This is a genomic window from Streptomyces sp. NPDC041200 (genome assembly GCF_055591805.1).
In genome coordinates, this window is record NZ_JBVIZF010000025.1 from 20928 (window position 1) to 34789 (window position 13862).

The window sequence follows — 13862 nt, forward strand, 5'->3', positions numbered from 1 at the left end:
AATCCGCCTGACGCATGGCGTACCGCACATACCGCACATGACGAACGGGAGAGAGCCGACGTGCCTGGTACCAACCTCACCCGGGAGGAAGCGCAAGAGCGAGCGCGCCTCCTGACCGTGGACGCGTACGACATCGAGCTGGACCTGAGCGGCGCGCAGGAGGGCGGCACGTACCGCTCGGTGACCTCGGTGCGCTTCGACGCCGCCGAGGCGGGTGCGTCCTCGTTCATCGACCTCGTGGCGCCCACCGTCCACGAGGTGGTCCTCAACGGGGACGTCCTGGACCCCGCCGAGGTCTTCCAGGACTCGCGGATCGCGCTGCCGTCGCTGCTGGCCGGGCGCAACGAGCTGCGGGTCGTCGCCGACTGCGCCTACACCAACACCGGTGAGGGGCTGCACCGCTTCGTCGACCCGGTCGACCAGCAGGCGTACCTCTACACGCAGTTCGAGGTGCCGGACGCCCGCCGGGTGTACGCCAGCTTCGAGCAGCCGGACCTGAAGGCCACGTTCCAGTTCACCGTGACCGCGCCCGAGGGCTGGACGGTGATCTCCAACTCGCTGACGCCCGAGCCCAAGGACAACGTCTGGCGCTTCGATCCGACGCCGCGCATCTCGACGTACGTCACCGCGCTCATCGTCGGCCCGTACCACAGCGTGCACAGCAGCTGGGAGGGGAACGGCCGGTCGGTGCCGCTCGGCATCTACTGCCGCCCCTCGCTCGCCGAGTTCCTCGACTCGGACGCCATTTTCGCGGTGACGCGGCAGGGCTTCGACTGGTTCGAGGAGAAGTTCGACTACGCGTACCCGTTCGCCAAGTACGACCAGCTCTTCGTGCCGGAGTTCAACGCGGGCGCGATGGAGAACGCGGGCGCGGTGACCATCCGCGACCAGTACGTGTTCCGCTCCAAGGTGACGGACGCGGCGTACGAGGTGCGCGCCGAGACCATCCTCCACGAGCTGGCCCACATGTGGTTCGGCGACCTGGTCACCATGGAGTGGTGGAACGACCTGTGGCTGAACGAGTCGTTCGCCACCTACACCTCCATCGCCTGCCAGGCGTACGCGCCGGGCAGCAAGTGGCCGCACTCGTGGACCACCTTCGCCAACTCCATGAAGACGTGGGCCTACCGGCAGGACCAGCTGCCGTCCACCCACCCGATCATGGCCGAGATCAGCGACCTGGACGACGTCCTGGTCAACTTCGACGGCATCACGTACGCCAAGGGCGCGAGCGTGCTCAAGCAGCTCGTCGCGTACGTCGGCATGGACGAGTTCTTCCGCGGCGTGCAGGCGTACTTCAAGCGCCACGCGTACAAGAACACCCGGCTCAGCGATCTGCTCGGCGCGCTGGAGGAGACCAGCGGGCGCGATCTGAAGACCTGGTCGAAGGCGTGGCTGCAGACGGCCGGCATCAATGTGCTGCGGCCCGAGATCGCCACGGACGCCTCCGGCACCATCACCTCCTTCGCCGTGCGACAGGAGGCCCCGGCGCTGCCGACCGGCGCCAAGGGCGAGCCGACCTTGCGCCCGCACCGCATCGCGATCGGGCTGTACGACCTTGACGCGACCGGCAAGCTGGTCCGCTCCGAGCGGATCGAGCTGGACGTGGACGGCGAGCTGACCGAGGTGCCCGCCCTGGTCGGCACGCAGCGGTCCGCCGTCATCCTGCTCAACGACGACGACCTCTCGTACGCCAAGGTCCGGCTCGACGCCGATTCGCTCGCCGTCGTCACCGAGCACCTGGGCGACTTCGAGGCGTCCCTCCCGCGGGCCCTGTCCTGGGCCTCCGCCTGGGACATGACCCGGGACGGCGAGCTGGCCGCCCGCGACTACCTGGCGCTGGTGCTGTCCGGGGTGGCCAAGGAGTCGGACATCGGCGTGGTGCAGTCGCTGCACCGCCAGGTGAAGCTCGCGCTCGACCTCTACGCCGCGCCCGAGTGGCGTGAGACCGGGCTCGCCCAGTGGACCGAGGCCACGCTGGAGCATCTGCGCGCCGCCGCCCCCGGCAGCGATCACCAGCTCGCCTGGGCGCGCGCCTTCGCCGCGACGGCCCGAACCGACGCCCAGCTCGACCTGCTCGCCGGGCTGCTGGACGGCAGCGAGACGATCGAGGGCCTGGCCGTCGACACCGAGCTGCGCTGGGCCCTGGTGGAGCGGCTCGCCGCGACCGGGCGCGCCGACGAGGCCGAGATCGCCGCGGAGCTGGAGCGCGACAAGACGTCGGCGGGCGAGCGGCACGCCGCCACGGCGCGGGCCGCGCGGCCTACGGAGGCCGCCAAGGCGGAGGCGTGGGCGTCGGTCGTCGAGGGCACTGCGTCTGATTCACAAGCGGGGCTGCCGAACGCGGTGCAGGAGGCCGTGATCGGCGGGTTCGTCCAGACCGATCAGCGGGAGCTGTTGGCGCCGTACACCGAGAAGTACTTCGCGGCGGTCAAGGACGTCTGGAACGTCCGCAGCCATGAGATGGCGCAGCAGATCGCGGTGGGGCTGTACCCGGTGCTCCAGGTCTCCCAGGCGACGCTGGACGCCACGGACGCGTGGCTGGCCTCTGCCGAGCCCAGTGCGGCGCTGCGGCGGCTGGTGACGGAGTCGCGGGCGGGTGTCGAGCGCGCCCTCAAGGCGCGCGCGGCGGACGCGGCCGCGGGCTGACGCGGGCAGCGGCGGCGGTGCGAGCCCCTGCGGCTCGCCCTGCCGCCGGGCGCGGGGCGGGCCGCCCCTGGGGCCGGGGTTTCGTCGCCGGGTGCGGGCCGGTGGCCGGTTTGTGCCCACCCGTCCCGCCCCGCGGAACGCCTGCCCACAAACCGGCTAGTCTCGGCCCAGTTCGAGCAGGACCTCGGCCAGCTCGACGTGGGGGTCGGGGAGGGCTTGGCGGGCCATGGGGCCGTACTCGCGCAGCAGCCGCGGATGGCGTTCGGCGGCGGTGCGCAGCCACCGCTCGGCCTCCTCCGGGCGGCCGAGCCCGCGTACGGCCTTGGCCAGCCAGTACGCGGCCTCCGCGTGGTCGCCGTCGTGCGCGGCGTGCAGCAGCGGTACGGCGTCGGCGTAGGCGCCCCGCCGCACCATGCTGCGGCCCGCGAGGAAGGCGGGCGGGACGAAGCCGGTGCGGGCGGCGCGGACGTACCAGCGCTCGGCCTGCTGAGGGTCGCCGCCGCGCTCCTCGGAGGTCCGGCCGAGCCACCACGCGGCGCCCCCGTGGCCGAGTCCGGCGGCGCGGTGGAACCAGATCTCGGCGGTGCGCCGGTCCCCCGCCTCCTCGTGGACGCGGCCGATGTCGTACGCGGCGGAGGCGTCGCCCTCGCCCGCTGCGGGTTCGTAGTACGGCACCATGAGCGTGCCCTTGGCGCCGCCCGCCTGGTACAGCATCCGGCCGAGGGCGAGCAGGGCGCGCGGGGTGCCCGCCTTGCGGTACCACTCGGCGGCCTCAGGGAGCCGGTGGATGTGGTCGAGGGCCTCGGCGTAGGCGTACCAGGCGTCAGGCCCGCCGTCCTGGGCACGGGCGCGCAGTTCGGGGAGGCGGTCGCGCCACTGGGCGGCGCCCTGCCGCGCGGGGTCGGCGCGGATGGCGGCGACGTCCTCCAGGGCTCTGATGACCCGTTCCTCGCTCTCCGAGAACGGGTCCCAGTTCTCCGGGTCGATGCCGGTGGACAGCAGCCACTCCTCGGCCTCGTCCAGCCGCCGCTGGCGGGTGCACAGCACGCCGAGGTTGTAGCAGGCCCAGAAGTGTCCGCCGTCCGCGTCGTCGGCGGTGCGGTACCAGGTCTCCGCGGCCCGCAGCTCGCCGCGCTCCTCGGCCCAGACGCCGAGCACGAACGCGGCGCCGTCGTAGCCGCGTTCATGGGCGCGCTCGACCAGGGCGCGGGCCTCGTCCCGGCGGCTCGCGTCGCGGGCGGTGAAGATGGCCTGGTCGACCAGGGCCTTGACGCTGCCGACGGCCGCGGCGCGGGCGTACAGCGCCTCGGCCTCGGCGACCAGGTACGGGCAGGTGTCGTACATCCCCTGCCGCTCGGGGTCGAGCAGCGCGCGCAGCGCCTCGTACGCGGCGTCGGGGTCGCCCGCGGCCTCCGCCGCGGCGAGGGCGTCGCGCCAGCCCGCCAGCTCGTCGAGCAGGTCCTCGATGACCTTGCGGGTGCGGGTGGCGACGTCGTCACCCTCGGCGGACGCCTCGGCCAGCCGCTCCAGGGCGGTGTCCCACTCGCCCCGGGCGGCCAGCATCACGGCGCCGTCGGTCTTGCAGGCGACGCTGCCGAGCGCGGCCCCGCGCCCGTACCACTCCTCGGCACCGGCCGGGTCACCCGCCTCCTGGAGGAGCCGGGCGAGCCCGAGGGCGCAGCCGCCGTCGCGGTCGGCGGCGGTCCGGTACCACCGTTCGGCCTCGGCGAAGTCGCCGCGGCCCTGGTGGCATACCGCGAGGGTGCGCGACGCGTCCGCGTCCCCGGCGTCGGCGGCCCTGGCCCACCAGGGCAGGGCCTCGTCCAACTGACCGCGCTCCGTGAGGAGTTCGGCGTACGCGCGGTACGCGCCCGGCTCCCCGGCCGCCGCCGCGGCCCGCAACTCGGCTGCCTCGTCACGCCTTTCACCGTTTTCACGGCTGCCACCGGGGGTTTCCGCAGGAGCCGCGCCGGACGTCCCGTGCGAAGGATGATCGACCATCACCCGATGGTGCCAGAGTGATCAATCCTGCTCGGCACGGGCCCTGCGCCGGGCCAGCAGCGCCTCGCGGCGCTCGTCGAACTTGGTGGCCTGGTCGTCGAGCCCGCCCATGTAGAGGCCCAGTTCCTCCTGCGCCTTGAGGCCCTCCGGGCCGAGCCCGCCGATCTGCAGCACCTTGAGGAAGCGCAGCACCGGCTGGAGGACGTCGTCGTGGTGGATGCGCAGGTTGTAAATGCCCCCGATCGCTATCTGCGCCGCGGCCCGCTCGAAGCCGGGCATGCCGTGGCCGGGCATCCGGAAGCCGACGACGACGTCGCGGACGGCGCACATGGTCTGGTCGGGCGCCAGCTCGAAGGCCTTCGCGAGCAGGTTCCGGTAGAAGATCATGTGCAGGTTCTCATCGGTGGCGATGCGCGCCAGCATCCGGTCGCAGACCGGGTCGCCGGAGTGGTGCCCGGTGTTGCGGTGCGAGATGCGGGTGGCCAGCTCCTGGAAGGCGACGTAGGCCACGGTGTGCAGCATGCTGTGGTTGTTGTCGGACTCGAAGCCCTCACCCATGTGGGTCATGCGGAACCGCTCCAGCTGCACCGGGTCGACGGCGCGGCTGGTGAGCAGGTAGTCGCGCATGACGATGCCGTGCCGCCCCTCCTCCGCCGTCCAGCGGTGCACCCAGGTGCCCCAGGCGCCGTCGCGGCCGAAGAGGGTCGCGATCTCGTGGTGGTAGCTGGGGAGGTTGTCCTCGGTGAGGAGGTTCACCACGAGCGCGATCCGGCCGACGTCGCTGACCTTGGACTGGTCGGGCGCCCAGGCCTCGCCGCCCATGATCCCGTCGAAGTTGCGGCCGTCGCTCCACGGCACGTACTCGTGGGGCATCCATTCCTTGGCGACCTTCAGATGCCGGTTCAGCTCGGTCTCGACGACCTCTTCGAGTGCGTACAGGAGCTGGGTATCGCTCCACACGGCCTGACCGTTGCGGCTGGAGGGGGCGAGGGTCACTGCGAAGCTCCTGGGGACGGGAACGGTGGACTTTACCTACGGCTCCGTAGGTTACGACACCGTAGGTTAAAGCGAAAATAAACCGCTCCGGTCCGGGGCGTTGCGGCCGCGGATACGGGACGGATCGCGCGGATACGACGAGGGCGCCCCCGGCCGGTTCGGCCAGGGGCGCCCTCGCAGCGCCGTTCAGCGCTTCGTCTCTCGTTTGCCCGTCGTCAGTCGGTCTGCTGCGGACCGGACTTCTTGTCACCCAGCATGACGAGGCCCGCGATCACCAGGAACAGGAGGATCGGGGCGACGACGAAGAGGCCGAGCGTCTCGGCGACGCTCAGGCCCGGACCCGGGTCGTCACCGTCGTCGCGGGTGAGCGCGAACGCGGGGGACGACATCAGCTGCATCGCCGTCGTCGCGGCGATGACGGCACCGGCGCGCACGGCGTTCTTTTTGACCTTGTAGCTCACACGTTCAAGCTATCGGACGCCCGCGAGTGGCGCGTGCGCGGGGTGGCCCTTAAGGCTTCTGGGCCCGGTGGACGGTCACCGGCAGCAGCCGTGGTGTGGCACGGGTCTCCTGGACCCGCACCCGGACCGCGTCGGCGGTCACGGCCGTGGGCAGCGCCAGAACGCGCCGCGCGCCGATGGTGGTGCCGGAGGCGATGTCCCGCCAGGTCCCGGCGGTCCGCGCCTGTACGGTGAACGCCTCGACCCGCTGCCCGTACCGGATGTCCTCGCCGAGCCGCACCCGGTCGAACGTCACGGGGTCGCCGCCGGTCGGCAGGCCGGAGCCGTAGGTGTTCCGTACGGCCGTCCCGAAGGCGGTCAGGGACGCGACGTCGGCGTCGTCGATCCGGCCGTTCTTCGCGGGCGGGACGTTGAGCAGCAGCGAGGCGTTGCGGCCCACGCTGCGCTCGTACAGCGACATCAGCTGCGCGGCCGTCTTGGGGCGCTCGGCGGGGTGGTGGAACCAGCCGGGGCGCAGCGAGACGTCCGCCTCGGCCGGGTACCACTGGAGGTACTTCACGCCGGGGGCGGTCAGCTTCGCGCGGGAGCCGATGTCGGCGTCGGTGGAGTCGTTCGGCAGCCCGCCGCCGATCACGGTCCCGGGGTCGACGGCGGACGGGGTCACCGACCACTCCGTCTCGCGGGCCACGCCGTCCTCGTTGCCCACCCAGCGCACGCCCTGGGCGCCCTGGAAGACGACGGTGTCCGGGGAGAGGGCGCGGATCAGCCGGAACCAGTTGGTGACGTTGTACTTCTGCGTGACCCCGGCGCCCGACCAGGGGTTCGCGCCGTCCAGCCAGAACTCGTCGACGGGGCCGTACTGGGTGAGGATCTCGTAGATCTGGTTGAGGTAGTACGCGTCGTAGTCGTCGGCGATGAAGCGGAGGCTGGGCAGCTTGCCGGAGGCGACGTCGGCGGCGCGGTCGTCGCCGGGCACGAGGGTGGGGATGGTGCGCTCGGTGGGCGTGCTTCCGTTGCCGTACCGGCCCTGCCCGGCGGGGGCACGGCCCGCGTCCTCCAGCGCCATGCGCTCCGGCAGCGACAGCTGCCCGCCGTTCGCCTGCTTCTCGCGGACCTTCTCGACCCACTGGGCGTGCCAGGCGTGCGGCAGTTCGGCCCCGTCGGCGGGCGACAGGTACACCCCGACCTTGAGCCCCTCCGCGCGGGCCGCCTTCGCGTACGCCCCGAGCACGTCCCCGTCGGGGTTCTTGCCGCCGGGGCCGCGGGTCCACCAGGGGCTGGCGGCCACGTCGTGGTCCGTGTAGCGGCTCGGGTAGAGCGTGAAGCCGTCGTGATGCTTGGCGGTGAGCATGACCTGCTGGGCCCCGGCCGCCTTGTACGCGCCCATCCACTGGCCGAAGTCGAGCGCGGCGGGGTCGAACCGCTTCGGGGCCTCGGTTCCGGAGCCCCATTCGCGGTTGGTGAAGGTGTTCATCCCGAAGTGGGTGAACGCGGTGACCTCGCGCTCCTGCCAGGCGAGCTGGCCGGGGGCGGGGACGGTGTGGACGGCCTTGTCGATGATGCGGGCGGGGGTGTCGCAGGCCTCGATGACGTGCGTCGACGCGTTGGGGATGGGGGTCTCGCAGGCGTCCTGGGCGGCGGCGCCGCCCGTGGGTATCAGCGTCGCCGCGGCGGCCATGGTGGCGAGGGCGAGGGTGCGGAGTCTTCGGGCGGGTCGTCGTCCGGGCATGGATCCCCTCCACAATCATGGTTGTGTCCATGACACCCATTTCCCCGCCCCGCCCCTACCCGAACCCGGGGGCTACATCGGGTCGGTCAGGGTGGTCATCAGGGCGTGGAGGCGGGGGGAGGCGGCCAGTGCCTCCAGGGTCACCGGCTTTCCCGCCGCGTCGGCGATCGGCAGCCGCCAGTTCGGATACTGATCCCACGTGCCCGGCAGGTTCTGCGGCCGCCGGTCCCCCACCGCGTCCGGCAGCCACACGCCCACCATCCGCGCGGGCGTGCGCAGCAGGAAGCGGTGGACGGCCCTGATCGCGGCCTCCTCGTCCCCCGGGCCCTCCGGCAGCAGGCCCAGCCGTCCCAGCAGCTCCGTCCACTCGGCGACCTCGGCCGCCTCGGCCGCCCGCTCGGCCGCGAGCGGGCGGGTGAGCAGGCCCAGCCGGTGGCGCAGGGCGACGTGGTCGCCCGTGAGCCGGGCCGCGGTGCTGGGGAGGTCGTGCGTGGTGACCGTGGCGAGGCAGTCGGCCCGCCATTCCCCGGGGGCCAGCGGGCGGGCGGCGCCGCCGCCGTTCCAGTCGCGTTCGAACCACAGCACCGACGTCCCGAGCACACCCCGCCCGGCCAGAGCCTCCCGTACGCCCGGCTCGACCGTCCCCAGGTCCTCGCCTATGACGACGGCACCCGCCCGGTGCGCCTCCAGGGCGAGCGCGCCGAGCATCGCGTCCGCGTCGTACCGCACGTACGTGCCCTCGGTCGGCGGCCGTCCCTCCGGGACCCACCACAGCCGGAACAGGCCCATCACATGGTCGATGCGCAGCGCGCCCGCGTGCCGCAGCAGGCCGCGCAGCAGCTCGCGGTACGGGGCGTAGCCGGTGGCGGCGAGGGCGTCGGGGCGCCAGGGCGGGAGGCCCCAGTCCTGGCCGCGGGAGTTGAAGGCGTCGGGGGGCGCGCCGATGGACATGCCGGAGGCGAAGACGTCCTGCAGGGCCCAGGCATCGGCGCCGGACGGGTGCACCCCGACGGCGAGGTCGTGCACCAGCCCGATGCCCATGCCCGCGTCGAGCGCCGCGCGCTGGGCGTCGGCGAGCTGGCCGTCGGTGAGCCAGGCGAGCCAGGAGTGGAAGTCGGCGCGGTCCAGGTGCTCGCTCCGGGCACGGGCGGTGCGGGCGGAGCGCGGGTCGGCCAGGCCGCCGGGCCAGGCGCGCCAGTCGGGGCCGTAGGCATCGGCGAGGGCGCACCACAGGGCGTGGTCCTCCAGGGCCTGGCCGCGCTCGGCGAGGAAGTCGCAGTAGGCGGCGCGGCGGCCGGGGCTGAGGGGGACGGCCCGTACCAGCTCCAGGGCCTCGCGCTTGAGGGCCCAGACCGCGTCCCGGTCGATCAGCGCGCCGTCGCGCAGGACGGACGTACGGAGCGCGGCCGCGGCCTCCAGCAGCCGGTCGACCCGCTCACGGGCGGCGCCGCCCAGGTGGGCGTATTCGGGCACGTTCTCGACCCGCAGGTGGACGGGGTCGGGGAAGCGGCGCGAGGAGGGGCGGTACGGGGACGGGTCGGTGGGGGCGGCCGGAGTGCCGGGCACCGCCGAGTGCAACGGGTTGAGCTGGAGGAATCCGGTGCCGAAGGCGCGCCCGGACCAGGCGGCGAGGTCGGTCAGGTCGCCGAGGTCGCCCATGCCCCAGGAGCGGGCGGAGAGCAGCGAGTAGAGCTGGACGAGGAAGCCGTGGCTGCGGGCCGGGGGCGACGGCATCCGGTCGGGGGCCACGATGAGGGCGGCGGTGGCGGTGCGCCCGTCGGGGGCGTGCGCGGTGAGGGTGTGGATACCCAGGGGTAATCGCGCGCCCGGTTCCGCACCCAGTTCCGTGCCCAGGGAAAATTCCGCGCCCGGTTCCGTGCCCGGGGGCGCACCCTCAGTCACACCCGGAGCCCATGGCGCGCCCAGAGGCGCGCCCGGGGGTAATAACGGGCCCTCGACGGCCACCCGCCCCCACCCGCGTGGCGCGCCGTCCTCGGTGCGCACGCGCAGCTCCGTACCGTCGGGCAGGGCCTCGGCCAGGCCCAAGCCGTCGGGCAGGGCCTGGCGCGGCGTTCCGCCGGGGCGCAGGACCACGCAGGGGGGCAGCAGCCGGTCGCGCTGTCGGCGCTCGTGCCGGTCCAGCGCGTCATTCACTGATCGGGGGGTGGAGGCGTCCACGCCCAGCGCGGCGAGTACGGCCACGACGGTGTCCTCGGGCACCTGGACGGTGCGACCCGGGGCGGGCTCGTAAGAGGTGGCGACACCGTGCAGCTCGGCGAGCCGCGCTCTGCCCATCAGTACTCCATCGGCTCCATGGCCGCGCCCGCGCCGGTCCCGGCGGCGGTGGGCTCACTGGTCAGAGGCAGTTCGGTGGCGAGCGGGGGCTCGCTGGTCAGGGGGATGTTGTCGGCGTGTGGGGGTTCGCTGGTGAGGGGCGCCTCGGTGGCAACCCCGGACCCGAAGCCGTCCAGTCCGCACAGTCCGCAGTCGGGGTCGGAGACCCCGGCGAACGGGTCCGGCTCGCGCACGGCTTCGGGCACGCGTTTGGACAGGGCGGTGGGGAGAAGAGCTGACGCGGCCACACGGACCTCCGTGGGGTGTCGGCAGTGTGTCAATGACGAGGCCTACCCACTCAATCCAGCCGCAGACGTAAACGACACCCGGACGTGCCGTACGTCACACCCGCGGGACAGGCGATTTCGCGGCTGAGAGGGGTCGGGAACACAGAGCTTACGGACAGGGACCGCCTTCATCCGTCAGACTTGCGGAGGCGACACGACGGCGCGCGGGGGGCGGCTCCATGGGGGGCGCACATCCGTCGGCACTACCGCGCTCGCGGCAATGCCGACAGTTCGGTCATGCGCGTTGACACCCTCACCGGCGTACTGGTGGGCTCGTCGCCGATTGGCGCCTTGTGCGGCCAGATCGACGGGGCCAGCTATCTGAATCGAGGAGACGCCCGTGCACTTCCGGGGGAAGAGGCCGAGGGCAGTGGGGGCGACGGCCATGGCGGCCGCGGTCATCGGCGGACTGCTCGGCGGCGCCCAGGGGGCGAGCGCCGCACCCGTGGACGATCCCGGCACCGCCGGGGCCTCCACACCGGACCGGAACAGCGCGGGGGACGTACCGCCCGTCTGGCCGCGGCCCCAGTCGCTGCGCGCGCAGGGGGCGGACGTGGCGATACCCGGCGAGGCCACGCTCATAGCCGACGGCGACGCCGATCCGTACGCACTGGACGCGCTGCGCGCCCTGCTGCACGACGCGGGGGTGCGTACGGTCAGCGAAGCCACCCCAGGGGGCACGCCCCCAGCGCGCGGGCTCGTGGTGCACGCCGGAGGCAAGGGCGCACAGGGCGCGTTGCGCGCGCTGCGGGCGCCGGAGCGCGGCGACCTCCCGTCCGGCGGCTACCGGCTGGCCACCGGCCGGGTGGACGGGCGGGCCACGGTCGCGCTGGACGGCGTCGGGCGGGACGGCCTCTTCCACGCCGTCCAGACGCTGCGCCAGCTGCTCGTCCAGCGGCCCGGCCAGGACACCCGGGCCTTCGCCGGGGTCACCGTCCGCGACTGGCCCGGTACGGCGGTCCGCGGCACCACCGAGGGCTTCTACGGCTCCCCCTGGTCGCACCGGGACCGGCTGGCCCAGCTCGACTTCATGGGCCGCACCAAGCAGAACCGCTACCTCTACGCGCCCGGCGACGATCCGTACCGCCAGGCCCGCTGGCGCGATCCGTACCCCGCCGAGCGGCGCGAGGAGTTCCGCGAACTGGCCACCCGCGCCCGGGCCAACCACGTGACCCTCGGCTGGGCGGTCTCCCCCGGCCAGGAGATGTGCTTCTCCTCCGACAGCGACCGGAAGGCGCTGCTGAAGAAGGTCGACGCCATGTGGGCGCTGGGGGTGCGCTCCTTCCAGCTCCAGTTCCAGGACGTCAGCTACAGCGAGTGGCACTGCGGCAAGGACGCCGACACCTTCGGCTCCGGTCCCGAGGCGGCCGCGAAGGCGCAGGCCACGATGGCCAACGCACTGGCCCGGCACATCGCCGGGCGGCACCCGGACGCGGCTCCGCTCTCGCTGATGCCGACCGAGTACTTCCAGGACGGCGACACCGAGTTCCGGCGCGCGCTGGCCGCCGAGCTGGACACGGCCATCGAGGTGGCGTGGACCGGCGTCGGCGTGGTGCCCAGGACGATCACCGGCGGTGAGCTGGCCGACGCCCGGGCCGCCTTCGGCCACCGGCTGGTCACCATGGACAACTACCCGGTCAACGACTACGCCCAGGACCGGATCTTCCTCGGCCCGTACACCGGCCGGGACCCGGCCGTGGCCACCCAGTCCGCCGCCCTGCTGGCCAACGCCATGGAGCAGCCGACCGCGTCCCGCATCCCGCTGTTCACGGCGGCCGACTTCGCCTGGAACCCGCGCGGCTACCGCCCCCAGGAGTCCTGGCAGGCGGCCATCGACGACCTGGCCGGGCCCGACGACAAGACCCGCGCGGCGCTGCGCGCGCTCGCCGGGAACGACGCGTCCTCGGTGCTCAGCGCCGACGAGTCCGCGTATCTGCGCCCCCTGACCGACGCCTTCTGGGCGACGGTCGGCCGTACGGACGTGGGGCGGCTGGACCGGGCGGCGGACCGGCTGCGCGCGGCGTTCCGCACGATGCGGGACGCGCCCGAGCGGCTGTCCGGGACGCTGGGCGAGGACGTACGGCCCTGGCTCGACCAGCTCGGGCGCTACGGCGACGCGGGCGTCCAGGCCGTGGACATGCTCACCGCCCAGGCGCACGGCGACGGCGACAAGGCCTGGACGGCGCGGCTGGCGGTGGAGGGACTCCGCGAGAAGATCGCGGACAGCCGGGTCACGGTCGGGAAGGACGTGCTGGACCCGTTCCTGAAGAAGGCCCTGGCCGAGGCGGACGGCTGGACCGGCGTGCACCGGTCGGGCAAGGAGAAGCTCCGTACGCACGAGGCCGATCGCGCGGCCGCCGACGGCAAGGCGACCACCACGGTGGTCTCCCCGGGCAAACCGGTCACCGTGCGCTTCGGCCGCACTCGCCCGCTGGCCTCGGTCTCCGCGCTCACCGGGCGGTCAGCGGAGGACTCGGGCACGGTCGAGGCCCATGTGCCGGGCGAGGGCTGGCGCAGGCTCGGCGCGCTGGCCTCGGACGGCTTCACCCAGGTCGGCGGCAAGGGCCTGCGGGCCGACGCGGTCCGGCTGAGCTGGGCGGCGGGCACCGCCCCGCCCACGGTGCACGAGATCACCCCCTGGTTCGCCGACACCCCGGCCGCCACGCTGCGGCTGTCCCGGGGGTCTGTGGACGCCGAGGTCGGCGGGCAGTCCGCGACCATCGAGGCCGAGCTGACCTCACTGCGCCCCGGCGATGTGAACGACAAGCTCACGCTGCGCACCCCGCACGGCATCACGGCCCGGGCCCCCGAGGCGGTGACGGCCCCGCGCGGGGCCACGGCGACCGTCCGGATCGAGGTGTCGGTCGACAAGGACACCAAGCCGGGCACGTACGCCGTCCCGGTCCGCTTCGGGTCGGAGAAGCGGATGCTGACGGTCCGGGCCCTGCCGCGCACCGCCGGCCCCGACCTGGCCCGCGCGAAGGGGACGAAGGCCAGCTCGTCCGGCGACGAGACGCCCGACTTCCCGGCGTCCGCGGCCGTCGACGGCGACGCCAAGACCCGCTGGTCCTCCCCCGCCGAGGACGGCGCCTGGCTCCAGCTCGAACTGGCCCGCCCGACCCACCTCGGACGGCTCGACCTGCGGTGGCAGGACGCGTACGCGGCGCGCTACCGGGTCCAGGTCTCGGCCGACGGACGCACCTGGCGCACGGCGGCGACCGTCACGGACGGCCGGGGCGGCCGGGAGATGGTGGGGGTGGACGCCCCGGACACCCGGTTCGTCCGCATCCAGGGCATCGAGCGCGGCACCCGCTTCGGCTACTCGCTCTGGTCGGTCGCGGCGTACGCGGTGGAGAAGGGCAAGAAGTAGAGCGGGTCCCGCCCTTCGGCCCGCCCCAGCCACCG

Annotated in this window: 8 protein-coding genes; 2 read left to right on the forward strand and 6 right to left on the reverse strand. The window is 73.6% G+C overall.

The features are described from left to right. Positions 1-60: 60 nt before the first annotated feature. Positions 61-2649 (forward strand): aminopeptidase N, encoded by a 2589-nt coding sequence (gene pepN, locus ACZ6CL_RS33515; RefSeq protein ID WP_468942813.1) that lies wholly within the window; start codon positions 61-63, stop codon positions 2647-2649. Between the two features lie 156 nt (positions 2650-2805). On the opposite strand, the gene ACZ6CL_RS33520 is transcribed toward pepN, so the two are convergent. The 6 genes from ACZ6CL_RS33520 to ACZ6CL_RS33545 all read right to left on the reverse strand — a co-directional run bounded on the left by ACZ6CL_RS33520 (position 2806) and on the right by ACZ6CL_RS33545 (position 10418). Continuing rightward, a complete protein-coding gene (locus ACZ6CL_RS33520; protein WP_468942816.1) occupies positions 2806-4650 on the reverse strand; it encodes a tetratricopeptide repeat protein in 1845 nt (614 codons plus the stop codon). A 21-nt stretch (positions 4651-4671) separates the two neighbouring features. Then, the gene (locus ACZ6CL_RS33525) at positions 4672-5646 is read right to left on the reverse strand and encodes an acyl-ACP desaturase (RefSeq protein WP_468942818.1); all 975 of its coding nucleotides are present in this window, start codon (positions 5644-5646) and stop codon (positions 4672-4674) included. Between the two features lie 215 nt (positions 5647-5861). Further along, positions 5862-6107, reverse strand: coding sequence for a hypothetical protein (locus tag ACZ6CL_RS33530; RefSeq protein WP_468942821.1), 246 nt, complete (start codon positions 6105-6107; stop codon positions 5862-5864). Between the two features lie 49 nt (positions 6108-6156). Further along, positions 6157-7836, reverse strand: coding sequence for an alpha-L-fucosidase (locus ACZ6CL_RS33535; protein ID WP_468942823.1), 1680 nt, complete (start codon positions 7834-7836; stop codon positions 6157-6159). Positions 7837-7908: 72 nt separating this feature from the next. Beyond that, positions 7909-10131 carry a 4-alpha-glucanotransferase gene (malQ, locus tag ACZ6CL_RS33540; RefSeq protein WP_468942826.1) on the reverse strand — a complete coding sequence of 741 codons (2223 nt, stop codon included), beginning with the start codon at positions 10129-10131 and terminating at the stop codon, positions 7909-7911. Beyond that, positions 10131-10418, reverse strand: a complete 288-nt coding sequence (locus ACZ6CL_RS33545) for a hypothetical protein (protein ID WP_468942829.1) — start codon at positions 10416-10418, stop codon at positions 10131-10133. The genes malQ and ACZ6CL_RS33545 overlap by 1 nt, the downstream gene beginning before the upstream one ends. A 424-nt stretch (positions 10419-10842) precedes the next feature. Here ACZ6CL_RS33545 and ACZ6CL_RS33550 point away from each other — a divergent pair, with 424 nt between their 5' ends. Next, a complete protein-coding gene (locus ACZ6CL_RS33550) occupies positions 10843-13827 on the forward strand; it encodes a beta-N-acetylglucosaminidase domain-containing protein (RefSeq protein WP_468942831.1) in 2985 nt (994 codons plus the stop codon). Positions 13828-13862 lie beyond the last annotated feature (35 nt).

Coding starts and splice junctions, on each gene's coding strand:
- ACZ6CL_RS33520 (WP_468942816.1), bottom strand. CDS start 4,650: ATGGTCGATCATCCTTCGCACGGGACGTCCGGCGCGGCTCCTGCGGAA.
- ACZ6CL_RS33535 (WP_468942823.1), bottom strand. CDS start 7,836: ATGCCCGGACGACGACCCGCCCGAAGACTCCGCACCCTCGCCCTCGCC.
- malQ (WP_468942826.1), bottom strand. CDS start 10,131: ATGGGCAGAGCGCGGCTCGCCGAGCTGCACGGTGTCGCCACCTCTTAC.
- ACZ6CL_RS33550 (WP_468942831.1), top strand. CDS start 10,843: ATGGCGGCCGCGGTCATCGGCGGACTGCTCGGCGGCGCCCAGGGGGCG.